The sequence below is a fragment of the Micromonospora sp. CNZ299 genome, from assembly GCF_002754415.1.
Genome location: NZ_PEFG01000001.1, coordinates 4,202,592 through 4,226,072 on the forward strand (window position 1 = coordinate 4,202,592; position 23,481 = coordinate 4,226,072).

The window sequence follows — 23,481 nt, forward strand, 5'->3', positions numbered from 1 at the left end:
GTCGTGTCCCGACGTACGTTGCTGCACCGCGCCACGGTCCAGGAAGGACTGGGGGTGGCGTCCCGACCGCACCACAGCGTGCTGCTCGACGGCGAGCGGATCGTCGCGGTGCTGCCCGAGGCACAGGCCCCGTTGCATGACCCGGACGTGGACGTCCTCGACCTCGACGGCCGGACGGTCATGCCGGGCATGACGCTGGGCCACACCCACATCGCGTACCTGAACGTGCTCGACGGTCGGGAGATGCTCTTCAAGTACACGATCCCGGAGGTCACCCTCGGCGCCGCCGCCAACGCCGCCGACATGCTCCGGCTGGGCTACACCGCCTTCGTCGGTGCCGGCTCGGTGGCCGGCATCGACATGGCCCTGCGCCGGGCGATCGACGCCGGCCGGCTGCCCGGCCCACGGATCACCCCGTGCAGCCGGGACCTGATGGTGTCCGGCCCGCCGGAGCGCCGCAACCCGGGGGTCAAGCAACGCATCCCGAGCGACCTGATGCGGCTGGCCGACACCCCGGAAGAGCTGATCGAGTACGTCGACAAGGAGGTCGCCCAGGGCGCGGAGATCATCAAGGTCTTCTCCACCGGCGACGACACCTTCCCCAACGGTCGATCGCACGAGCTGCTCTTCACCGCCGAGGAGCTGGTGATCGCGGCCCGGGCGGCGCACCGGCGGGGAGTCCGGATCCGGGCGCACTCGCGGGGGCTGGCCGGCATCCGCAACGCCATCGCCGCCGGGGTCGACGTGATCGACCACGCCACGTACGCCGACGACGCGGCCCTGGAGGCGATCGCCGAGCGGGGCATCTTCGTGGTGCCGAGCCTGCATCAGCCGTACCGGCTGCTCACCACCGGCACCCGGTACGGCAAGACCCCGGAATACCTGGAGACCCTCGAATTCCAGGCCGAGGTGGAGAACACCCTGCGCATCCTGCCGCTGATGGTGCAGATGGGCATCCCGATCGTGGCCGGCGACGACTTCGGCTTCGCGTGGACCCCGCACGGCCGCTACGCCGAGGAGCTGGAGACGTACGTGACCATGGCCGGCATTCCCGCACCGGTGGTGCTGACCTGGGCCACCGCCAACGGCGCACGGCTCGCGGGTCGCGGCGACGATGCGGGCACGGTGCAGCCGGGGCGGCTGGCCGACCTGGTGGTCACCGACGGGGACCCGGCCGAGGACATCACGGTGCTGGGCCGGCCGGAGGCGATCGAGCTGGTGCTGCTGGGCGGCCGGGTGGTCGCCGGGGACGCCACCCGTTACCGCGCCGGGCAGCCGGCGGGAGTGGCGTGATGCGCCGAAGCGTGCCGGTCGTCCCGCTGCTCGCCGTGGGCGCCTTCGCCATCGGCACCGACACCTTCGTCGTCGCCGGTGTGCTCCCCGAGGTGGCCCGTACGCTGCGGGTCAGCGTCGCCTCCGCCGGCTGGGTGAGCACCGTCTTCGCCCTGGCGTACGCGGTCGCCGCTCCGGTGCTCGGCGCCCTGACCGGTCGCCTGGAGCGGCGTACCGTGCTGGTGGTCTCGCTGGTCGGGTTCACAGTGGGCAACGTCGCCTCCGCGCTGGCGCCCGACCTGCCGCTGCTGCTGCTGGCCCGGGTCCTCACGGCGGTCAGCGCCGCGCTCTACATCCCCGCCGCCACCGCGTCGGCGGCCGCGCTGGCCCCGCCCGAGCGGCGCGGCCGGGCCATGGCCGTCGTGCTTGGCGGCCTCTCCGCCGCCACCGTGGCCGGGGTGCCGTTCGGCGCCTGGCTCGCCGCCGACCTTCAGTGGCGCGCCACCTTCTGGCTGCTCGCCGCCATCGGTGCCGCCTGCGCGGTCGCGGTGACCGTCGGCCTGCCGGCGCTGACCCTGCCACCCGGCCCGTCGCTGGCCGCCCGGCTCGCCCCGGCACGCGACCGTCGGGTCGGGTTGGCGGTGCTCACCACCGCGCTCTTCATGACCGGCGGCTACCTCGCGCTGACGTACGTCGGGGCGCTGCTCGCGCCGGCCACCGACGGCGACGGAACCCTGCTCGCGGTGCTGCTGCTGGTCTTCGGTGTGCCGGCGGTCGCCGGCACCGTGCTCGGCGGACGGGCCACCGACCGGTGGGGTGGCGTGCCGGTGCTGCTCGTCTCGGTCACCGGGCTCGCCCTGGTCCTGGTCACGCTGCCACTGACCCGGCAGGCGCTGCTGCCGGCCGCGCTGGCCATGGCGGCGTGGGGCATCACGGCGATGGCCACCCAACCGGCCCAGCAACACCGGCTCTTCACTGTCGCGCCCAGCTCCGGGCCGCTGCTGCTCTCCCTCAACTCGTCGGCCACGTTCGTGGGCATCGCCCTCGGCGGCTTCCTCGGCAACCGGCTGCTGCGACACGGCGGCACGGACGCCCTCGACCTGCTCGGGCCGGTCGGCGCGGCACTCTGCGTGCTGGCGCTGGGCACCACGCTGCTCGGTGCCCGGGCCCGTGCCGGCCGTCGCGACGAGCAGCCTCCGACCGCCGGATTGGCCTCACCGGATCACCCTGGATTGGCCACACCCGGTGGTCGTCGCGCTGCGTACGGTCGGACCGACAATCGGACCCGAACCACGCGAGGATCACGATGACCCAGCTCAGCGACGGTGTGGACACCCTCACCGTGCGCATCGACGACCGGGTGCTGACCGCAGTGCCGGACTACGTGCTCGGCGTGATCGCCATACCGGCGATCGAGGTCGCCCCGGCGCCTCCCGCCGTGTCGGCACTGCTGACCGCCGCCGAGGACGTGCTGCACGCGGCAGGCCTGGACAAGGCGGGGGTGGCGGAGCTGCCGGGCATCGCCGCGTGGCGGGAGGCGTACCGGGCGGTGGGGGTGAACCCCAACCGGTTCCCGTGCGCCGCCGAGTCGATCGCCCGGCGGGTCGCCAAGGGTGACCGGCTGCCCCGGATCAACGCCCTGGTCGACCTCTGCAACGCGGTGTCGCTCGGTGCGGCGCTGCCGGTGGCCTCGTGCGCTGTCGACGGCCTCGCCGACCTCGTCGTCCGGCCGGCCGACGGCACCGAGACCTACCTCCCGCTCGGCACGCCCGAGGCGCCGGAGCACCCCGAGCCGGGCGAGGTCGTCTACGCCGACGCCGACGGGCGCGCTCACTCGCGCCGCTGGAACTGGCGGCAGGGCCACCTGGTCCGCACCGATCTGGGCCGGCACCGGCTGCTGCTCACCGTCGAGTCGGCCCACCCCGGAGGCCGGGCCGAGGTGACGGCCGCGCTGGCCCGGCTCGCCGCCGCCCTCGACGAGCTGTCCGACGGCACGTGGCAGGAGGCGGTGCTCGACGGCGCGACGACCAGCGCCGTCCTGCGCACCGCGGGCCCGGTCGCCAGCGACAGTGGGAGCCGATCGTGAACCGCGCGATCCTGGTGATCTACCGACCGGCGGCAGGCCGGTACGCGGCCCAGTTCCGCAGCGTGGTCGCCGCCGCCACCGAGCTGGGCGTGGCGACCGTCGCGCTGCTGCCGACCGGGCAGCCGGCCGCCGAAGCCGCTGGTCTGCCCTGCTATCACGCCGACCTCGACGACTCCGAGGCTGTCCGCTCAGCGGTCACGACGATCCTCGCCGCGCACCCGGTGGAACGCATCTTCCCGCTCTTCGAAGGCGACGTGCTCACCGCCGCGCGCTGCCGCCGTGACCACGGCATCGGAGGGCTCGACCCGGAGCAGGCGCTGGCCTTCCGGGACAAGAACGTGATGCACCGCCGGGCCGTCGAGCTGGGCGTGCCGGTGGCCCGCTCGTGCCGCCCCGAGACGGTGGGCGCGGTCGCCGAGTTCGCCGCCGAGGTGGGCTGGCCGGTGGTCATCAAGCCGTACGCGGGCTGGGCCTGCGGGGACACCCACCGGGTGGACTCCACCGAGGACCTGGCCCGGGTCTGGCCGCTGGTCGCCGACGACCGGCACGACTACCGGGTGGAGGAGTACGTCCGGGGCGCCGAATACCACGTCGACTCGCTGCTGCGCGACGGCGAGGTGGTCTTCGAGCAGCTGTCCCGCTACACGTACTCGGTGCTGGAGTTCCGCGACGAGCCCGGCGGCACTGTCTCCCGCAAGCACGACCTGACCCCGGCGGAGCGGCGCATCCTGACCGCCAGCGCCACGGTGCTGCGCGGCTTCGGGATGCGTACCGGTGTGGCGCACGTGGAGTTCTTCCTGCGCGACGACGGCGAGCTGGTGTTCGGCGAGGCGGCCGCCCGGGCCGGCGGTGGCTCGATCGTCCCCGCCATCCAGGCCGGGCGGGGCATCAACCTGGCGGGGGAGTGGTGCCGGCTGGAGCTGGACCCGGGGCACGTGCCGGCGACCACCCTCGGCCCGGAGATCGGCACCGAATACCTCTGCTCCGACCGGTACGGCCGGATCACCGCGATCACCACCGCCGAGGAGCTGCGGGCGCTCGACTCGGTGCTCGACGCGGACGTGTGGAAGACCGTCGGGGACGTGCTCGCCGTGCCGACCGCCTCCAACGACGTGCTCGGCTGGTACGTCTGCGAGGGCCGCGACTTCGACGACGTACGCGCCCGGTTCAAGGTCATCCGGGACGCCTTCGAGGTGCTCACCGAGCCGGCCGGTGATCCGTCATGTGGCTGAGCCGGTTCCGGGCCCTGCCGCGCCCCCTGCGGATGCTGGTCTACGCCTCGTTCATCAACCGGGCCGGGATGTTCGTCTTCCCGCTGCTCGCGGTCTACCTGGTGCAGAGCCGGCACCTCAGCACCGGCGAGGCGGGTGTGCTGATCTCCGTGGGCAGCACCGGCCTGCTCGCCGGCAGCCTGCTCAGCGGCCCGGTCTGCGCCCGGGCCGGTCGACGTGCCGCGCTGGTGACGAGCCTGCTGCTCAACGCGGTCGGCTACCTGGGCCTCGCAGTGCTCGACGGTCCGACCTGGACGTACGCGGCACTGCTCTTCGTCGCGCTGGTCGGGATGGGGATGTTCGCCCCGGCGGCGAACACGCTGATCGCCGACCTGACCCAACCCGAACAGCGCCCCTTCGCGTACACGGTCAGCTACCTGGCCAACAATCTCGGCATGGGCGTCGGCCCGCTGCTCGGCGGGTTCGCGGCGGCCTACTCCTACCAGCTGATGTTCGCCGGGAACATCCTGCTCGGCCTGCTCGCGGCGGCCACCATCTGGCTCTTCTTACCGGCGGACACCCGGCGGGTGCCGACGGCCTCGCCGGCCGGCACCACCCGTCGGGCCGGCCTGCTGCGGGACATCGACGTGGCGGTGCTGGTGGTGGCCTCGATCTGTTTCGTCGCGCCGCTGATCGGCCTGGAATACACGCTGCCCCTGGCGGTCACCACAGTGCTGCACTCGTCGGTGGCGCTGGTCGGTGCCGTCTACACCATCAACAGCGTGGTCGTGGTCAGTGCCAGTCTGCTGATCGAGAAGCGGATGAAGGCGTACTCGACCCGGGCCCTGCTGATCACGGCGGGCCTGCTCTGGTCGACCGGGATGGCCATCCTGGTCTTCGCGTTCTCGCTGCCCGCCGTGCTGCTGTCGACAGTGGTCTGGACCCTCGGGGAGATCATCGCCTCGGTGGTGATTCCGACCTACATCGCCGACCACGTCCAGGAGCACCGGGTCGGCAGCTTCATGGCGCTGAACGGTTTCGTGCTCAGCTCCGCCCGGCTGGTCGTGCCGATGGGCCTCGGCTTCGTCTGGCAGGCCGGTGGGCACCGCCCCGTCCTCCTCCTGCTCCTGCTGACCCCGGTGGTCGGCGTGGTCGCGTTCGCAGTGCTGCGGATCCGACCGGCTGCCCGGCCCGTGCCGACGCCCGCCGAGCCGGCCACCGCCAGTTCCTGACACCCACCCCTGGAAGAGGCCATGACCGCGACGAAGTTCGTGCTGCCCGACAGTGACATCCCGACGACCTGGTACAACGTGGTCCCCGATCTACCCAAGGGTCTGCCCCCGATGCTCCACCCCGGCACCCGGGAGCCGATCACGCCGGCGGACCTCGAACCGCTCTTCGCCAGCGGCATGATCGAGCAGGAGTTCTCCACCGAGCGGGAAGTGGACATCCCCGGGCCGGTGCTCGACATCTACCGGCAGTGGCGGCCCAGCCCGCTCGTGCGGGCCCGTCGCCTGGAGCAGGCCCTCGGCACGCCGGCCCGGATCTACTTCAAGTACGAGGGGGTCAGCCCCGCCGGCAGCCACAAACCGAACACCGCGGTCCCGCAGGCGTACTACAGCAAGCAGGACGGCGTGCAGCGGCTGACCACGGAGACCGGCGCCGGCCAGTGGGGCAGCTCGCTGTCGATGGCCTGCGCATACTTCGGCCTCGACTGCGAGGTCTTCATGGTGCGGGTCAGCTACGACCAGAAGCCGTACCGGCGGGGCCTGATGGAGACGTTCGGCGCGTCGGTCACCGCGAGCCCGAGCGACCGTACCGGGGCGGGCCGTGCGGCCCTCGCCGCCGACCCGGATTCCAGTGGCAGCCTCGGCCTGGCCATCTCCGAGGCGGTGGAGGCGGCGATGCACAGCGGCGGCGCCGCCAAGTACGCCCTCGGTTCGGTGCTCAACCTGGTGCTGATGCACCAGACGATCATCGGCCAGGAGGCGCTGCTCCAGTTGGCGATGGCCGACGACTACCCGGACATCGTGATCGGCGCGGCCGGCGGTGGCTCCAACTTCGCCGGGTTGGCCCTGCCGATCCTGCGCCGGCAGTGGAGCGGCGGCCCGACGGTGCGGTTCATCGCGGCAGAGCCGGCCTCCTGCCCGTCTCTGACCCAGGGCAGTTACGACTACGACTTCGGCGACACCGCAGGGCTCACCCCGCTGACCAAGATGCACACCTTGGGCCACGACTTCCACCCGCCGGCGATCCACGCCGGCGGGCTGCGCTACCACGGCATGGCGCCGATCGTGAGCGCGCTACGGGAGATCGACCTGATCGAGGCGCGGGCGGTGCCGCAGACCGCGTGCTTCGAGGCGGGCGTGCTGTTCGCCCGCAGCGAGGGGATCGTGCCGGCGCCGGAGTCCACCCACGCGGTCCGGGTGGCGGTGGACGAGGCGATCCACTGCCGGGAGACGGGAGAGTCGAAGGCGATCGTCTTCTCCCTGTCCGGGCACGGCCACTTCGACATGCAGGCCTACATCGACTACTTCGCCGGAAAGCTGACGGACTGACCTCGCAGGGGGTGGGCGCCGTGCGGCGCTCACCCCCTGCCTCGCACCGGGGGTTAATGTGCACAGCGAAGCAGGGACCATCCTCGCCATCAACGGATCGGAACGGGTCGGCGGCAACACCGACCACGCCATCGCGTACGCGGGTCGGCTGATCGCCGAGCGCGGTGCGATCCTGCGCACCATCCAGCTACGTGAGCACCGGATCTCGCCGTGCAGCCCGTGCGGCGACTGCAACAGCCGTACAGTGCCCTGCCAGCTGGACGACGACGTCCCCGCCCTGGTGGAGCAGATGACCAACGCCGACGGGCTGATCTACGCAGCCCCGGTGCACGGCTTCGGCCTGGCCCACCTCATGCAGGTCTTCATCGAGCGTGCGGGCGTCGGCTACCTGCGGTTCACCCGTCCGCTGGCGGACAAGGTGGGCGGCATCATCGTCACCGGACGGCGCTACAGCGACTCCTCCGTACACAACCAGATCGTCAACAACCTGCTGCTCAACCGGATGATCCTGGTGGGCAGCGGGTTCCCCGTCCTGCTGCGCAACACCACCGGCACGCCCGGCCTGACCGACCCCGAGGGCATCGACGCGTTGGAGCGAATGGTGCACCGGATGCTCGACATGGTGCAGCTGCTCAAGCGACACCAGCGGGTCGACGGCGACCCCGTGCTTCCGCGCCGGGACCGCAACGAGCGCGTTCCGCGGCCCCGCCGCAACGAATCCGTCCAGACCAGAGGAGATATCGAGAATGTCCACTGAGCAGGTTGCCGCGCCGGTCGGCATCGACTTCCCGGCCACCGAGTGGGAGAGGTGGGACAAGCCGGGGGCCGAGGGGCGTGTCAAGATCTCGTACGTCGGTGGGCAGCGTCTGCGCCTGCTGGAGCTGCCGCCCGGCTTCGACGAGCAGCACTGGTGCCTGCGGGGGCACACCGGTTACGTCCTGCAGGGCGAGTTCACCATCCACTTCCGGGACCGGTCGGTGCCGTGCCGCCCCGGGATGGGCTTCGTCATCCCCGACGACGAGGAGCACCGGTCCCAGGGCAGCGACGCCGAGCCCACAGTCGTCTTCGTGGTCGACCAGGTTCCCCAACCGTGAGCGACCAGCACCGGATCACCGCGCCGGCCGGCTCCCCGCCGGCCGGTGCCGCCGCCGGCCCGGCCCGGATCGCCGAGCTGCGCGGTGCCATCGACGGGCTCGACCAGCGGATCATCGCCCTGCTGGCCGAGCGCACCCGGGTGGTGCAGGAGCTGACCGCGCACAAGACGGACGAGGCGACCGTCCGGTCACCCGACCGGGTGCGGCAGGTGCTCGACCGGGTGCACGACCTGGCCAGCCGACACGGCATGCCGCCCGAGGTGGCGGTCGGCACCTACCGCACCCTCATCGACGAGCTGACCCGGATGCAGCTCGACATGCTGGCCGCCCGTCGCGCCGCGGCGCCGCTGGTGGACGAGCGATGAGCCGCCCGCCCGTCGACCTGCGGCACGCCCTGGCCACCCTCGACCCGCTCCCCGGCGAGCTGGTCCGGGTCGCCACGGAGCTGCCGGCCCGGTACGGCGTCTCCGCCCACTACGCGCGCTGGGCCGGCGCGCCCGCCGCCCCGCCCACCGGCGCCGGCCCGGCAGTGCTCTTCGACCGGGTACGCCCCGACCACGGCCCGACCCGGGCGGTGCTGATGGGGCTGTACGGCACCCGTCGGCGCGCCGCCGGCCTGCTCGGCTGCACACCGGCCGAGTTGCCGCACCGGCTGCTCGACGCGGTCGCCGCGCCCCGCCCGCCGGTGCCCGCACCCGACCCGGCCCGCTGGCCTCGCGAGACGCTGCCGGTGGACCTGACCGCGCTGCCGGTGCCGGTGCTCACCGACGAGGACGCCGGGCCCTACCTGACCCTCGGCGCGGTGCTCGCCACCGACCCGGACACCGGGGTCCGCAACCTGTCCGTGCACCGGATGTGCGTGCAGGGTCCGGACACGCTGACCATCTGGATGGTGCCCGGACGGGACCTGGAGCTCGCGCACCAGGCCGCGCTGCGCCGGGGGAGCCCGTTGCCGGTGGCCATCCACCTCGGCCTGTGCCCGGCGGTGCTGCTCTCCTCCTGCTGCCCGACCTCACTGGTGCCACCGGACCTCGACGAGCTGGCGGTGGCCGGTGCTCTCGCCGGGCAGCCGGTGGAGCTGCTGCCCTGCCGCACTGTGGACACCGACTTCATCGCGCACGCCGAATACGTCATCGAGGGGGAGTTGCTGGCCGACCGGGCACCGGAGAACCGGCACGGCACTGTCGCCACACCGGAGTTCCTCGGCTACCAGGGTCGGGCGCACCCCTCGTTGCCGTTGATCCGGGTCACCGGGATCACCGCCCGGGAGAGCCCGATCCTGCAGGCGGTGTCCGGCCCCGGGCACGAGCAGTCGGTGCTGCTCGGCTTCGGGATGGAGGCCGCGGTGCTGGACCTGTTGCGCCGTCGGGGCACGCCGGCGCTGGCCGCGCACTGTCACACCGCAGGTGGCGGTCAGCTCATGGTGGTGCTCCAGTGGCCGGCGAAGCGCGGCCCGGAGGACGACGTGGCGGTACGCGTCGCCGCCGAGGCCGTGCTGGAGCAGTTCCGAATGGCCAAGCTGGTGCTGTGCGTGGGCGACGACGTCGACATCGAGTCCGATCAGGACCTGTGGTGGGCGATGGTCACCCGCTTCCAGGCCGACCAGGACCTGCACGTGCTGCCGGACCGGGAGGGTTTCCCCCTCGACCCGAGCCAGCACACCGGCTACTCCCCGTCGCTCTCGGCAGACGGTCGGACGGCGAAGGCGGTCTTCGACTGCACAGTGCCGTACGCCCAGCGTGCCCGGTTCCAGCGGCCCCGGTTCACCCAGCCGTCACTTCCCGCACCGCGGCGGCCAGCAGCGCCACACCTTCGGTGATCCGGGCGGTGGGCAGCGCCGCGTACCCGATCAGGAAGGTCGGCTCGGCCGGCGACCGGGTGACGAAGTAGCCCGAGGCCGGGTAGATCCGGACGCCCCGCGCGGCGGCGGCGCGCACGATCGCCGCCTCGTCGGCGTCGGGCGCGCCGCCCAGGGTCACCAGCACGTGCAGTCCGGCGGCCGTGCCGGAGATCCGCACCCCCGCGCCGAAGTGTTCGTAGAGCGCCTCCAGCAGCCGGGCGCGTCGCTGCCGGTAGAGGCGGTCCATCCGGCCGATGTGCCGGGCGTACGCGCCGGAGGAGATGAACTCGGCCAGTGCCTCCTGGGTCAGCGTCGGGGTCAACCGGTCGGTGATCCACTTGACGCCGAGGAAGGGTCGGACGAGGTGCGGCGGCAGCACCGCGTAGCCGATGCGCAGCGAGGGGAAGAGGGTCTTGCTGAAGCTGCCGACGTAGACGACGTCCGCGTCCTGCGGGTCGGCGGCCAGCGACGGGAGCCGCTCCTCCGCGAAGGTGAACTCGTTGTGGTAGTCGTCCTCCAGCACCGTGGCAGCGTGTTCGCGGGCCCAGCGCAGCAGCGCTCGTCGCCGCCGCTCGGACATGATGAACCCGGTCGGGAACTGGTGCGACGGGGTGACGTAGATCAGGCGTACCCGGGCCGGGTCGAGGCCGTGCGCGCGGACCTGGGAGTCGATCTCGTCGACCCGTAGGCCCTCCTCGTCGACACCGACCGGCACCACCGCGGCCCGTGAGTAGCCGAAGATCTGCCGCAGCACCGTGTGGCTCGGGTCCTCGATGATCACCACGTCGTCGGGCCCGACGAGCAACCGGACCAGGATGTCCATGGCCTGGGTGGCCCCGCTGGTCACGACCGTGTGCTCGCGCGGGGCGTCGAGTGCCCGGCTGCGCCGCAGCAGCGCACTGATCTGGGCACGCAGCGTCGGGGAGCCCTCGGCCGGGCCGTAGCCCAGCGCTACCGCGTCGGCCCGACTGACCGCCTCGGTGAGCGACTGTCGCCACCGGGTCACCGGGAAGCTGGCCAGCGCCGGCGTGCCGTGCCGGAAGTCGTACGTCCCGTCCGGCCGGTGCATCGGCGCTGGCTCCCAGGGCTTCCACAGTGGGCTGCCCGCGTCGGTGGGCAGCGGGGGCTCCGGCCACAGGTGCGCGCGGGTGGCGGCGCGTTGGGCGGGTGGCGGCGTGTCGGTCAGCGCGTCACTGACCCGCGTGCCGGATCCGCGCCGCGAGGTGAGCACCCCGTTGGCCCGCAGCAGTTCGTACGCCCGGGTCACCACGGTCCGGGAGACCCTGAGCTGGTGCGCCAGCTCACGGCTCGGCGGCACCGGGTCGCCGGGGCGCAGCCGACCCGTCCGGACGGACCCGCTGATCTGGTCGCAGAGCTGCTGCTGCAACGGCACCGAACTGGCGCGGTCCAGTGCGACGAGAAGCTGGGACGAACTCACCTGCGCACGCTCCCCCGATCGACGCCGGTGCCGAGTCTAGTCGCGCCACCCGCGTCCACCTCCGGTTCCCGCGGCGCGCCGGGCAGCCCGTGCGCTCACTGGTCACGACAGCCGAGCTGGTCGCCGAGCTCGTTCGGGATGCCGAACGGGCTGCATTCGAGCGCGCTGCCCTCGCCCAGCTTCTTCCACCCACCGGCCGTGTACTCGAACACCAGCACACCGTCGCCCTGCATTCTCGGGTCGACAGCGATCACCCCGGCGGTCGCCCACCGACGTGCGCAGTTGATGTGATCCGGGTCGATCCGGTGGGTGTCGCCCAGCCCTGACGCCTGGTGCAGGGTGGCCGCGCTCACCGGACAGGCAGCCCGGGAGGTGGGTGTCGCGGGCGACGCGCTGCCGGGCGACGCGGCGGAGGAGCCGGGCGGTGTGGTGTCTTCGCTGGCCAGCGGAGCGGGCGAGGTGGTGGTGCAGGCCGCCAGGCCCGCCAGTACGGTGATCGGCACCAGGGCACGCAGCGCTGTCGGTGTCATCAGGTCCTCCAGTCCAGCAGGGATGGGTCTCCCGCTAGACGCCCTGCGGTCGGTCATGGTTGCGGCCGACAAGCCGGTCCGAGTGTCGGTTTTGTTTCTCGGCCCTGTCGGCTGCCGAGCAGGCGTACCCGCGTGCCCGGCACCCGGTCCAGTTTCTCGGCCGCTGCGGCGACGGCAGAGCCCCGCGCGACGCACGAACACCACCGCGCCGACACTCGGCGTACATCTGATGTATGTGCGTTTGAAGTGGCCTTTCCAGGGCTGGTCCGCGCCCGCCATCCACTGGCGGACCGTTCTCGACGCGCTGCTCGGAGTCCTGCCGATGGGCGCAGACGCTGCCGATTCCACCAACCGATCGACCGTTGCCTATTCCGTCGCCTCGGAGTAACCTTCTCGAAACACATCGGATGTCTGACTGTCTAAGGCGTTTTGGAGGATCGATGTCCGACCTGACCCGACGGCAGGCCCTCAAAGTCGGCGCGGCCGGCGCGGGTGGCGCTCTGCTGCCGTTGCCCTGGACCGCCGCGGCCCGAGCAGACTCGGCCGCGCCTCCGCAGGTGCTGGCCGCCGGGGACCTCGCACTCTGGTACGACGAGGGTGCCGGCACCGACTGGCTACGGGCGCTGCCGATCGGCAACGGGCGGCTCGGCGCCATGGTCTTCGGCAACGTCGACACGGAACGACTCCAGCTCAACGAGGACACCGTCTGGGCCGGTGGACCGCACGACCCCAGCAACCCCAGGGGCGCCGGGGCGCTGGCGGAGATCCGGCGGCTGGTCAACGCGAACCAGTGGACCCAGGCCCAGGATCTGATCAACCAGACCATGATGGGCAACCCCGGCGGCCAGTTGGCCTACCAGACCGTCGGCAACCTCCGGCTCGCCTTCGGATCCGCCAGCGGGGCGTCCCAGTACGACCGGACACTCGATCTCACCGCCGCCACCGTCACCACGACGTACGTGCTCAACGGCGTCCGATACCAGCGCGAGGTCTTCGCCAGCGCGCCCGACCAGGTCATCGCGATGCGACTGACCGCCGACCGCAGCGGCTCGATCAGCTTCACCGCCACCTTCGACAGCCCGCAGCGCACGACGGTGTCCAGTCCGGACGGCAGCACGATCGGCCTCGACGGTGTCTCCGGCAACATGGAGGGCATCACCGGCGCGGTCCGCTTCCTAGCCCTGGCCAACGCCACCGTCACCGGCGGTTCGGTGTCCAGCTCCGGTGGCACCCTGCGGGTCACGAACGCCACCAGCGTGGTCTTGCTGCTCTCCATCGGCTCCAGCTACGTCAACTACCGCAACGTCGGCGGCGACTACGGGGGCATCGCACGGCAGCGCCTCGGCGCCGCGCGGGGGAGCAGCTACGACCAGCTGCGCAGCCGGCACGTGGCCGACTACCAGGCGCTGTTCAACCGGGTCAGCCTGGATCTGGGCCGCACGTCCGCCGCCGACCAGACGACGGATGTCCGGATCGCCCAGCACAACAGCGTCAACGACCCACAGTTCTCGGCGCTGCTGTTCCAGTACGGCCGGTACCTGCTGATCTCGTCGTCGCGGCCCGGCACCCAGCCGGCCAACCTCCAGGGCATCTGGAACGACTCGCTGGCCCCGTCGTGGGACTCGAAGTACACGATCAACGCCAACCTGCCGATGAACTACTGGCCGGCCAACACGACCAACCTCGCCGAGTGTCACAACCCGGTGTTTGCCATGATCAACGATCTGTCCGTGGCCGGGGCGCGGACCGCCCAGGTGCAGTACGGCGCCGGCGGCTGGGTCACCCATCACAACACCGACGCGTGGCGGGCCACCGCGGTGGTGGACGGCGCGTTCTGGGGCATGTGGCAGACCGGCGGCGCGTGGTTGGCCACGATGATCTGGGACCACTACCTGTTCAACGGTGACATCGAGTTCTTGCGGGCGAACTATCCGGCCATGAAGGGCGCGGCGCAGTTCTTCCTCAACACCCTGGTGACCGAGCCGACCCTCGGCTACCTGGTGACCAACCCGTCGAACTCACCGGAGCTCAGCCACCACGCGAACGCCAGCGTGTGCGCCGGCCCGACCATGGACAACCAGATCCTGCGGGACCTCTTCGACGGCTGCGCGAGGGCCAGCGAGATCCTCAACGTGGACAGCACGTTCCGGGCCCAGGTTCGGGCCACCCGGGACCGGCTCCCACCCATGAAGATCGGCTCGCGCGGCAACATCATGGAGTGGCTCTACGACTGGGTGGAGACCGAGCCCAACCACCGACACATCTCACACCTGTACGGGCTGGCACCCAGCAACCAGATCACCAAGCGGGGCACCCCACAGCTGTTCGAGGCGGCCCGTCGGACCCTGGCGCTGCGCGGCGACGACGGAACGGGCTGGTCGCTGGCCTGGAAAATCAACTTCTGGGCGCGGATGGAGGAGGGCAAGCGGGCCCACGACCTGATCCGCTACCTCGCCACCACCGCCCGGCTCGCCCCCAACATGTTCGACCTGCACCCGCCTTTCCAGATCGACGGCAACTTCGGTGCCACCGCCGGCATCGCCGAGATGCTGCTGCAGAGCCACGTCGGGGAACTGCACATCCTGCCCGCGCTGCCACCGGCCTGGCCGAGCGGGCGGGTCTCCGGCCTGCGGGGTCGGGGCGGGCACACGGTCGGCATCACGTGGAGCAACGGTCAGGCCACCGAGATCCTCGTCCGACCGGACCGCGCCGGCACCGTCCGCCTGCGCGCCCGGATCCTCACCGGCACCGTCACCGTTGTCGACACCGGCGACGGTACGGCGGCGCGGGTCACCCGGATCGAGTCCGACCTGATCGAGATCACGGTGCAGGCGGGGCGCACCTACCGGGTCACCAGCTCCGGCGTGGCCACGCCCACGCTGGAGCAGAGCTTCAGCAACGTCGGCATCACCAGTGACAGCAACACCAACGTCGGGAACTTCGACGGTGGCGGGGCCTCGCTCTCCGCGCAGGCCCTGGCGCAGGCCGGCGCCAGCCCGGGTGGCACGGTGAGCCGCAACGGGGTCAGCTTCCGCTGGCCCAACGTCGGCTCCGGGGTCGCCGACAACGCCATCGCCTCGGGCCAGTCCATTGGCGTGACCGGCACCGGCAGCACGCTCGGCTTCCTGCTGACCGGCACCTACGGCGCGGTGTCGGGCACCGGCACTGTGGTTTACGCCGACGGCACCCGCCAGACGTTCACGCTGAGCACGCCCGACTGGTACGGCGGGCCGCACTCCGGGGGGACCGCCGCCATCGTGTCCGCCTACCAGAATCGGCCCAACAACCAGCGGCAGAACACCGCCGCCTGCATCTACTACGTGGGTGTCGCGCTGCAGAGCAAGGCGGTGGCCTCGGTCGTGTTGCCCAACATCAGCGCGCGGCCCGCGGCCAACGTACCGACCATGCACATCTTCGCCATCGCGATCGGCGGCTGAGGGCACCGGATCCCGCATCGAGGGCTCTGACGGCTCCGGATCCCGCATCGGGGGAGCGGGCCCGTCCCAACCGGGACGGGCCCGGCCCGTGGGGCGCCGACGCACCCCGCCCACCCCTGCCCCCGACCCCGGAAGTGGTGGAATACGACCGGTTTGCGGGGGGAAGATCGAGCATCGCCGACGCGAGTCGTGACAGGATTGTCGGCATGTCTGCTCGCGCACTGAGCTTCGGGATGGTGGCAGAACAATACGAGCGGTACCGGCCCGGTTACCCTGCCGAGCTTCTCGACCTGGTGCTGACGTACGCGGGTCGGCCGATTCGAACGGCCCTGGAGATTGGCGCCGGAACGGGCAAGGCGACCCGTCTGTTCACCGGACGGGAGGTGACGGTCACCGCGACCGAGCCGGACGGCGCCATGCTCGCCGAGCTGCGCAAGCACGTGCCAGCAGGCGTCCGGACCATGCAGGCCGCCTTCGAGGACCTGCGGCCCGGCGAGCGGTACGACCTGGTCTACGCGGCGGCGGCACTGCACTGGACGAAACCGGAGGGCCGATGGTCGACCATGGCCGCGTTGCTGGAGCCCGGCGGCGTGTTCGCCTCGTTCGGCGGGCCAACCCAGCTGGCTGATCCGGCCGTGGCGGACGCGGTCCGCGCCGCCCGGGCGCCCTTCCTGGAGAGCGACGAGGTCCCATCTCCCGATGGCACGCCCCCGGGGCATGCCATGCAGTGGCCGGGCACCGAGCTCCAACGCTCCGATTGGTTCGCCGACGTCCAGCAGATCGTGATCGAGCGTTGCCTGACGATGAGTGCGCGCGACTACGTCGGGCACCTGTCGACGATCTCGGCGTATCTCGAGCTGCCGACCTCGGAGCAGGAGCAGGTCTTCGGCCAGATCATGCGGATCCTGCCCGAGACGGTCGAGCTTTCCGCCGACATCGTCGTGCATCTCGCGCGTCGGCGCACCGAGCAGTAACGCCAGTGGGCGTTCAGACCAGGAAGCTCTCTCGCATCCTCGCGCCCAGATTGATGCCACCGACAGCGCGGGGCCCGGCCGGGTCGTGCACGCTGACGGTGTTGTTGCGCCGCATCAGCTCACGGACCGCGGGCGGCAGCCGGGGCGGGTCGTCCATCGCCGCGATGACCTGCCCGGCGCTCAGGATCAGTCGATCGGCCAGGGCTGCCGCGTCGGTGTCCACCCGCACCCGGCCATACTCCCAGGCCGCGGTGGTGAGGTCGAGCACCTCGAACACGCGCGTCAGCAGCGGGTTCGGGTCGGTCACCCGGTCCAACCGGGGCGCCTGGCTGCCGACCACCGCGACAGCGGCGGCCACCTGGGCGTACGGGTGGAAGCCGCACGGCAGCGCGAACAGTGGCCAGCGCAGGGCGTGGCCGGCCTCCACCCACAGCGGCCGGTAGTTGCGGCGGTGCACCAGCAGTCGCCGGCCCGTCCGCCGGTGGATCTCCTGGGCCTGGGCCTGGAGGTCCGCGTGGGCCTCGTCGGCGACCTGGCTCACGATCCGGGCCGCCACCACCAGGCCGTCGTCGCTGTTGAGCGCCGCGGTCAGCGCCTCGACCTGCTCGGGGAACCGGACCTGTGCGTGGGTGCCGTACCGGGACTGGACGTCGCGGAGCAGCGCCTGCTGTCGTCCAGGGTCGAGCTGGACCCGCCTACCGCCCAGCAACCGCCGGAGCCAACGCATGTCGCCTCGTTTCAGCAGAGCCGTCGTGGACGGCGGCAATGCTAGTGCGTCGGGACTTCACCGGGTGCGGACGGGGTGGCTGACCGAGCCCGCGGGTCGTGTCGGCGACGACCGGCGACGCCGCGGCGTGCCACAGTGGTTCATGCCGCTGAGCAGGTACCACCTCAGAGCTTCGATCGCCGTCTCGGACATCGAGCGGGCCGTCGGGTTCTACGAAGGCACACTCGGCCTGCCGGTGCTGCGGTCCGGCCCCAGCGCCCGTGTCGCCGGCGGCAGCCGCGTCTATGGTTCTGGCGGCGGGCCGGCACTCAACGTCTACCAGTCGGCCACCGCCGGGAAGACCCCGGCGACGCTGGCGACCTGGTACGTCGACGATCTCGACCAGACCGTCGACGAACTCGTCGCCTCCGGTGTCGAGTTCATCCGCTACGAGCAGCTGGAACACGACGCCAAGGGGATCACGCCTCGGGCCGGTGGTGGCCGCATCGCCTGGTTCCAGGATCCGGACGGCAACACCTTCGCCCTCGAAGCCGACACCTGATCCGGATCCGGTGTACGCCCCCGGGACGGCGTGGGTAGTTTTCCTGTCATGAGTGAGGACAGCTTCCGCTCGGTGCAGATCGAGCGCACCAGCGTGGGAAACTACGTCGCGCGCAACGTCCGCGGCGGGTCGATGTCGTTGGGCACGGGGGAGGACACCAGCTTCACGCCGGTGGAGTTGCTGCTGGCCGCCATCGCCGGCTGCACCGCGGTCGACGTGGACTACATCACCAGCCGCCGTGCCGAGCCGACCCAGTTCTCCGTCGAGGTCACCGGCGACAAGATCCGGGACGAGACCGGAGGCAACCGGATGCAGAACATCCGAGTCGAGTTCTCCGTGACGTTCCCGGAGGGCGCGGACGGCGACCGGGCACGCGAGGCGCTGCCCCGTTCGCTGCAACAGTCGCACGATCGACTCTGCACGGTCTCCCGTACCGTCGAGCTTGGCTCTCCGGTCTCGATCGTCGAGACCGGCGGGTCCAGCGGAGACTGACCCGCTCTGGCGATCAGGTCGGTGCCGCCACCCCGACGATCAATTGACGTACATCTACTTGAAGTTGATGCCGTGGGAGCGCTCCCGTAACATACCTGACGCGGCCTGTTAACGCTCACAAGCCCCATCGCAGCGACCACCACCAATGCATGGGCCGCCATCCCGTCAGGAGGGTGCTATATGACCAGATCCAGAGCCACCAATGTCGGTCTGGTGTCGGCCGGCGTCGCCTTACTGGTGTCGTCGACGGTCGTGGCTGCGTTACCGGCCGGCGCCGCGACTGCGGGCTGTTCGGTGACCTACGCCGTGTCGTCGCAGTGGCAGGGCGGCTTCGGCGCCAACGTGTCGGTCACGAACCTGGGTGACCCGCTGACCAGTTGGACGTTGACCTGGTCGTACAGCGCCGGGCAGACGGTGACGCAGGCCTGGAACACGTCGTTGACGCAGAGCGGTTCGGCGGTGACGGCCACGAATGTCAGCTACAACGGAGCGGTCGCGACCAACGGTACGGTGTCGTTCGGTTTCAACGGTTCGTGGACGGGCAGCAACCCGGCGCCGACGAGCTTCGCTCTGAACGGCGTGACGTGCACCGGCGACACGACGCCGACCACGCCACCTCCGACGACCCCGCCGCCGACGACTCCACCTCCCACGACCCCGCCGCCCGGTGGTACGTGCAACCTTCCCTCGACGTACCGCTGGTCGTCGACGGGCGTGCTGGCGACCCCGAGGTCAGGTTGGGTGTCGCTCAAGGACTTCACCGTCGCCCCGTACAACGGCAAGCAGTTGGTCTACGCGACGACGCACGACTTCGGGACCAGGTGGGGTTCGATGAACTTCGGCCTGTTCACGAACTACTCGCAGATGGCGTCGGCCAGTCAGAACGCGATGAACTCGGGGACTGTGGCCCCGTCGTTGTTCTACTTCGCGCCGAAGAACATCTGGGTGTTGGCTTACCAGTGGGGTGGGCCGGCGTTCTCGTACCGGACCTCGACCGACCCGACCAACCCGAACGGTTGGTCCGCGGCGCAGACGCTGTTCACCGGAAGCATCACCGGTTCCGGCACCGGTCCGATCGATCAGGCTCTCATCGGCGACGGTACGAACATGTACCTGTTCTTCGCCGGGGACAACGGCAAGATCTACCGGGCCAGCATGCCGATCGGGAACTTCCCGGGCAGCTTCGGCAGTAGCTACACGACCATCATGAGCGACACCACGAACAACCTGTTCGAGGCCCCGCAGGTCTACAAGCTCCAGGGTCTGAACAAGTACCTCATGATCGTCGAGGCGATCGGCTCGCAGGGCCGCTACTTCCGCTCGTTCACGGCCACCAGCCTCGGCGGCTCGTGGACGCCGCAGGCCGCCAGCGAGAGCAACCCCTTCGCCGGCAAGGCCAACAGCGGCGCCACCTGGACCAACGACATCAGCCACGGCGAGCTGCTGCGCACCAACGCCGACCAGACGATGACTGTCGACCCGTGCAACCTGCAACTGCTCTATCAGGGTCGATCCCCGAGCTCCGGCGGCGACTACGGCCTGCTGCCCTACCGGCCAGGGCTGCTGACCCTCCAGCGCTGACGCGGGCCGAGCAGGACCGGACGGGCGGGCTCGGCGTTCGCACCGAGCCCGCCTGACCCGCGCCACGACATCCGTCATCGGTACGGGTCTGTGGCCGACGAGTTTGGGATGATGCGCCGGTCGATCCAGCCGACATCACCTGACTCGAAGGGACCTCCGCGATGGCAAAGGTCATCTCCACGTTGTTCATCTCGGCCGACGGTGTGGCCGAGATCGACCCGGACTGGCACTTCCCGTACTTCGACGAGAACATGGGTCGCGCCGTCAGCGAGGACTACGACACCGCCGACGTGCTGCTCATCGGCCGCGAGACCTACGACAGTTTCGCCGGGGCGTGGCCCGACCGTGAGGCCGCCGGTGGCGACGACGCCTCGTTCGCCAAACAACTCGGCGACGTCCGCAAGGTCGTCGTCTCGCGTCAGTCGCTCGACCTGCCCTGGCGCAACTCGGAGCTGATCCAGGGCGATCTCCTCGATGCCGTCGCCTCGCTCAAGGCCGACGCGGGTGTCCGAGGCATCCTCATCCCCGGGTCGATCTCGGTGGTGCAGCAACTGCTCGCCGCGGGGTTGGTCGACGAGCTGCGTCTGCTGGTGCATCCGGTCGCGGCCCGCAAGGGCCGCAAGCTGTTCGACGAGGGCGATGCCGCGTACCACCTGCGTCTGGTGGCGTTCGAAGCCTTTCCGACGGGAGTGCTGCGCGTCATCTACGCGCCGGGCGTGGCCCCGAACGCGGCCGGCTACGACGACGTCAAGGACCAGGTGCCGGCCCGAAGCTAGTACGCGCCCCACACCCTGACCCACCATTTAATTAGCCCCATCTATATTGACGTTCGGCCTTGGCAACGACAGGATCTTGGCACCACCCCCACTGTGATCCCGTCTGGGAGACGCCATGACCCGTCCTCGCCTGCCCCTCCTGCGGTCAGCCACCCGGCTGGCCGCCCTCGCACTGGCCACCGCCGGCGTGCTGCTCACCGTCGCCACACCCGCCAGCGCGGCCGTGCCCGCCGGCCGCTACGTCGCGCTGGGCGACTCGTACGCCGCTGGTCCGCTGATCCCCACCCAGGTCGACCTGAACTGCCTGCGGTCCAACCGCAACTACCCGTCGCTGGTGGCCACGGCCGCCAGCTCGTCGTCGTTTGCCGACGTGAGCTGTTCCGGGGCCACCACGGAGGACATCCTCGACGGCGGCAGCGGCGCGCTGGGCATCGCACTGCCGCCACAACTGAACGCGGTCACGTCGAACACGTCGCTGGTGACGGTGCAGATCGGCGGCAACGACATCGGCTTCTCCGGCATCATCACCGACTGCGCGGAGGCGAGCCTCAGCAGCCCGCTCGGCTCGCCGTGCAAGAACCGTTTCACCGCCGGAGGTGTCGACCAGTTGCAGGCGAGGATCGTCGCCGCGACGCCGAAGGTGACAGCGGTGCTCCAGGCCGTCCGCCGGGCCGCGCCGGGCGCGCGGGTCGTGGTGCTGGGATACCCGGCGATCCTGCCGGACTCCGGGTACGGGTGCTGGCCCGTCGTTCCGATCGCCTACCAGGACGTGCCGTACCTGCGGGGCGTCGAGAAGTCGCTCAACGCCATGCTGGCCAGCGCCGCGGGCGCCAACGGCGCCACCTACGCCGACGTCTACACCCCGTCGATCGGCCGCGACACGTGCAAGAGCAGTGGCACCCGGTGGGTCGAAGGGCTCGTCCCCCAGAACGCGGCCGCCCCGTTCCACCCGAACGCCCGTGGTGAGCAGGGCATGGCCACGGCCGTGCTCGCCAAGCTGAACAGCTGAGCCGGCCCGCGATCGGTTGAACCTGCCCCGTCGGCAACGGCGGGGCAGGTTCGCGGCTGCCGTCTCAGCGACGTGGCGATGCCCAGCCGCGCTGGTGCAGCCGTTCGATGCCGTCCAGCAGCAGGTCCAGCGCGAACTCGAACTCGAACTGGTCGTCACAGCCCTGCCCCAGGACGGACTCGTCGTCGTGCGACGCCGCCATGGCGATTTCCGCGACGTGCGGGAACCTGGCCGCGATCTCCGGTGGTAGGGCCGCCGGCGGTGGGGCCGGGTCGGTCCTGCCGGACCGACCGGCGCGCCGGGAGTCGTCGAAGAGTTCCTGGCTGAAGCCCAGAATTCGGCTGCCCATCGCGTGCATCACGTGGTGCGCGAGATCGACGGAGAATCCGCCGGCCCGGAACGCCCCGATCATGGAGTCGAGGTAGGCCAGGACGGCCGGCGTCGCCATGTTCCGCGTCTCGATCGCCAGTGGCGCCCAGGGATGGCGCAGCAGGACCTGCCGCGCCGAGAGGATGCGCTGGCGGACCGAGTGCTTCCAGTCGGCCGCGGGCACGGGCGGGTCGATCTCACCGACGACCACGTCGATCATGCCGTCGAGCAACTCGTCCTTGTTGGCCACGTGCTTGTAGAGGGCCATCGGCACGACGCCCAGGTCCTGGGCGAGGTTGCGCATGCTGAGGGACTCGATCCCGGCCTCATCGGCGAGCGCGACGGCGGCGCGCAGGATCCGGTCCCTGCTCAGCGGCGTACGGCGCAGCGTCTCAGCCTGCTCAGCCATCTCGCTCCTCGTCGTCGGGCGGGCATTCGAACCCTAATCCCCTTGACAGGTGTACGCCGTATACCTACCGTTCTCTGCAAGGTGTACGGCGTACACCAGGGGAGGGGAGAGGGATGAAGGCCATCGTTCAGGACCGATACGGTCCGCCGGAAACGCTCACACTCACGGACGTGGAGACGCCGGTGCCTGCCGCCGATGAGGTGTTGGTGCGGGTGGAGGCCGCCGCGCTCAACGCGTACGACTGGCATGCCATGCGAGGCGACCCACGGATGGCCCGGTTGGCGATGGGCCGGTCGAGGCCCCGCGCGCGCATCCGTGGCCGGGACTTCGCCGGGCGGGTCGAGGCCGTCGGCGCCCGCGTTCGGCAGGTCCGCCCGGGTGATGCCGTCTTCGGTGACCTCGGTGACGCCAACGGCGCGTTCGCCGAGTACGTGTGCGTGCCGGAGACCCTGGTCGCGACGGCGCCGGCGAACCTGACGCCGCAGCAGGCGGCGGCCCTGCCGCTGGCCGGCATCACCGCGCTCATGGGTCTGACCAGCGCCGGGCGGGTCGAGCCAGGCCACCGCGTTCTCATCAACGGTGCCTCCGGCGGCGTCGGCACGCTGGCGGTCCAACTGGCTACGGTGCTCGGCGCGAGCGTGACCGCCGTGTGCAGCACCCGCAACGTCGATCTGGTCCGGTCGCTCGGCGCCGAGAACGTCGTCGACTACACCCGTGACGACTTCGCCCGCGACACCCGCCGCTACGACGTCGTGTTCGACCTGGTCGGCAACCGTTCCCTCGCGGTGCTCCGACGGGTCCTGACCCCGACCGGGACGCTGGTGCTCTCCGGCGGCGGTGTGTACCGGGGCGGCAGCCTCATCGGCCCGGTCGGGCTCATCGCGCGTGGGCGGCTGCTGGCACCCTTCGTCCGACAGCGCATCGTCGTCCTCGCGGCGGTGCCCGGTCGGCAGCACCTCGACGCGCTCCGCGCCCACGTCGAAACCGGCCGCCTCACCCCGGTCATCGACCGGACCTATCCGCTGCGCGAGGTGCCGCAGGCCATGCGATACCTGGAGACCGAACACGCGCGGGCCAAGGTCATCATCACCGTCTGACGTGCTGTTTCGCCATCGGTGTCGACGGTGGGGGCGGTCA

22 protein-coding genes are annotated in these 23,481 nt (G+C 71.0%); 18 read left to right on the plus strand and 4 right to left on the minus strand.

Features of this window, described 5'->3' with window-relative positions:
- Positions 1 to 3: 3 nt before the first annotated feature.
- Genes CLT68_RS19015 through CLT68_RS19060 form a run of 10 tightly spaced genes read left to right on the plus strand, consistent with a single transcriptional unit; the run spans position 4 to position 10,040 of the window.
- The gene (locus tag CLT68_RS19015) at positions 4 to 1,293 is read left to right on the plus strand and encodes an amidohydrolase family protein (RefSeq protein WP_486482238.1); all 1,290 of its coding nucleotides are present in this window, start codon (positions 4 to 6) and stop codon (positions 1,291 to 1,293) included.
- Positions 1,293 to 2,582: an MFS transporter gene (locus CLT68_RS19020; RefSeq protein WP_099852516.1), complete on the plus strand. Its 1,290-nt coding sequence runs from the start codon at positions 1,293 to 1,295 to the stop codon at positions 2,580 to 2,582. The genes CLT68_RS19015 and CLT68_RS19020 overlap by 1 nt, the downstream gene beginning before the upstream one ends.
- Entirely contained in the window at positions 2,579 to 3,358 is a 780-nt protein-coding gene (locus tag CLT68_RS19025; protein ID WP_099852517.1) for a phenylalanine--tRNA ligase beta subunit-related protein, read from the plus strand. The genes CLT68_RS19020 and CLT68_RS19025 overlap by 4 nt, the downstream gene beginning before the upstream one ends.
- Positions 3,355 to 4,590 carry an ATP-grasp domain-containing protein gene (locus tag CLT68_RS19030; RefSeq protein WP_099852519.1) on the plus strand — a complete coding sequence of 412 codons (1,236 nt, stop codon included), beginning with the start codon at positions 3,355 to 3,357 and terminating at the stop codon, positions 4,588 to 4,590. The genes CLT68_RS19025 and CLT68_RS19030 overlap by 4 nt, the downstream gene beginning before the upstream one ends.
- Positions 4,581 to 5,801, plus strand: coding sequence for an MFS transporter (locus tag CLT68_RS19035; protein WP_099852520.1), 1,221 nt, complete (start codon positions 4,581 to 4,583; stop codon positions 5,799 to 5,801). The genes CLT68_RS19030 and CLT68_RS19035 overlap by 10 nt, the downstream gene beginning before the upstream one ends.
- Before the next feature lie 21 nt (positions 5,802 to 5,822).
- Entirely contained in the window at positions 5,823 to 7,127 is a 1,305-nt protein-coding gene (locus CLT68_RS19040; RefSeq protein WP_099852522.1) for a TrpB-like pyridoxal phosphate-dependent enzyme, read from the plus strand.
- A gap of 58 nt (positions 7,128 to 7,185) precedes the next feature.
- Complete coding sequence (locus CLT68_RS19045; RefSeq protein ID WP_099852523.1) at positions 7,186 to 7,884, plus strand: flavodoxin family protein; 699 nt, start codon at positions 7,186 to 7,188, stop codon at positions 7,882 to 7,884.
- The gene (locus CLT68_RS19050; RefSeq protein ID WP_088947742.1) at positions 7,874 to 8,221 is read left to right on the plus strand and encodes a cupin domain-containing protein; all 348 of its coding nucleotides are present in this window, start codon (positions 7,874 to 7,876) and stop codon (positions 8,219 to 8,221) included. The genes CLT68_RS19045 and CLT68_RS19050 overlap by 11 nt, the downstream gene beginning before the upstream one ends.
- Positions 8,218 to 8,586, plus strand: a complete 369-nt coding sequence (locus tag CLT68_RS19055; RefSeq protein ID WP_099852526.1) for a chorismate mutase — start codon at positions 8,218 to 8,220, stop codon at positions 8,584 to 8,586. The genes CLT68_RS19050 and CLT68_RS19055 overlap by 4 nt, the downstream gene beginning before the upstream one ends.
- The gene (locus CLT68_RS19060) at positions 8,583 to 10,040 is read left to right on the plus strand and encodes a UbiD family decarboxylase (protein WP_099852528.1); all 1,458 of its coding nucleotides are present in this window, start codon (positions 8,583 to 8,585) and stop codon (positions 10,038 to 10,040) included. The genes CLT68_RS19055 and CLT68_RS19060 overlap by 4 nt, the downstream gene beginning before the upstream one ends.
- Here CLT68_RS19060 and pdxR read toward each other — a convergent pair.
- Together pdxR and CLT68_RS19070 are read right to left on the minus strand one after the other, a co-directional pair.
- Positions 9,985 to 11,499, minus strand: coding sequence for a MocR-like pyridoxine biosynthesis transcription factor PdxR (gene pdxR / locus CLT68_RS19065; RefSeq protein ID WP_099852530.1), 1,515 nt, complete (start codon positions 11,497 to 11,499; stop codon positions 9,985 to 9,987). The two genes, CLT68_RS19060 and pdxR, sit on opposite strands and share 56 nt — an antisense overlap.
- Positions 11,500 to 11,594: 95 nt before the next feature.
- Entirely contained in the window at positions 11,595 to 12,029 is a 435-nt protein-coding gene (locus CLT68_RS19070; RefSeq protein ID WP_099852532.1) for a hypothetical protein, read from the minus strand.
- Between the two features lie 440 nt (positions 12,030 to 12,469).
- On the opposite strand from CLT68_RS19070, the gene CLT68_RS19075 reads away from it, so the two are divergent.
- Entirely contained in the window at positions 12,470 to 15,466 is a 2,997-nt protein-coding gene (locus CLT68_RS19075) for a glycoside hydrolase family 95 protein (RefSeq protein WP_099852534.1), read from the plus strand.
- 206 nt (positions 15,467 to 15,672) lie between these two features.
- The gene (locus tag CLT68_RS19080; protein WP_099852535.1) at positions 15,673 to 16,440 is read left to right on the plus strand and encodes a class I SAM-dependent methyltransferase; all 768 of its coding nucleotides are present in this window, start codon (positions 15,673 to 15,675) and stop codon (positions 16,438 to 16,440) included.
- Positions 16,441 to 16,453: 13 nt separating this feature from the next.
- On the opposite strand, the gene CLT68_RS19085 is transcribed toward CLT68_RS19080, so the two are convergent.
- A complete protein-coding gene (locus CLT68_RS19085) occupies positions 16,454 to 17,167 on the minus strand; it encodes a hypothetical protein (RefSeq protein ID WP_099852537.1) in 714 nt (237 codons plus the stop codon).
- A gap of 142 nt (positions 17,168 to 17,309) precedes the next feature.
- Here CLT68_RS19085 and CLT68_RS19090 point away from each other — a divergent pair, with 142 nt between their 5' ends.
- The 5 genes from CLT68_RS19090 to CLT68_RS19110 all read left to right on the plus strand — a co-directional run bounded on the left by CLT68_RS19090 (position 17,310) and on the right by CLT68_RS19110 (position 21,566).
- A complete protein-coding gene (locus CLT68_RS19090; protein ID WP_099857346.1) occupies positions 17,310 to 17,708 on the plus strand; it encodes a VOC family protein in 399 nt (132 codons plus the stop codon).
- Between the two features lie 48 nt (positions 17,709 to 17,756).
- The gene (locus CLT68_RS19095) at positions 17,757 to 18,200 is read left to right on the plus strand and encodes an OsmC family protein (protein WP_099852539.1); all 444 of its coding nucleotides are present in this window, start codon (positions 17,757 to 17,759) and stop codon (positions 18,198 to 18,200) included.
- Between the two features lie 180 nt (positions 18,201 to 18,380).
- Complete coding sequence (locus CLT68_RS19100) at positions 18,381 to 19,781, plus strand: glycoside hydrolase family 62 protein (RefSeq protein ID WP_099852541.1); 1,401 nt, start codon at positions 18,381 to 18,383, stop codon at positions 19,779 to 19,781.
- Between the two features lie 161 nt (positions 19,782 to 19,942).
- Positions 19,943 to 20,557 (plus strand): dihydrofolate reductase family protein, encoded by a 615-nt coding sequence (locus tag CLT68_RS19105; protein WP_099852543.1) that lies wholly within the window; start codon positions 19,943 to 19,945, stop codon positions 20,555 to 20,557.
- 115 nt (positions 20,558 to 20,672) lie between these two features.
- Complete coding sequence (locus tag CLT68_RS19110; RefSeq protein ID WP_099852545.1) at positions 20,673 to 21,566, plus strand: SGNH/GDSL hydrolase family protein; 894 nt, start codon at positions 20,673 to 20,675, stop codon at positions 21,564 to 21,566.
- Positions 21,567 to 21,630: 64 nt separating this feature from the next.
- Here the strand turns inward: CLT68_RS19110 and CLT68_RS19115 are convergent, their stop codons facing one another.
- A complete protein-coding gene (locus CLT68_RS19115) occupies positions 21,631 to 22,344 on the minus strand; it encodes a TetR/AcrR family transcriptional regulator C-terminal domain-containing protein (RefSeq protein WP_099852547.1) in 714 nt (237 codons plus the stop codon).
- Between the two features lie 113 nt (positions 22,345 to 22,457).
- Here CLT68_RS19115 and CLT68_RS19120 point away from each other — a divergent pair, with 113 nt between their 5' ends.
- On the plus strand, positions 22,458 to 23,441 hold the full coding sequence (locus CLT68_RS19120; protein ID WP_099852549.1) for an NAD(P)-dependent alcohol dehydrogenase: 984 nt from the start codon (positions 22,458 to 22,460) through the stop codon (positions 23,439 to 23,441).
- Positions 23,442 to 23,481: the final 40 nt, after the last annotated feature.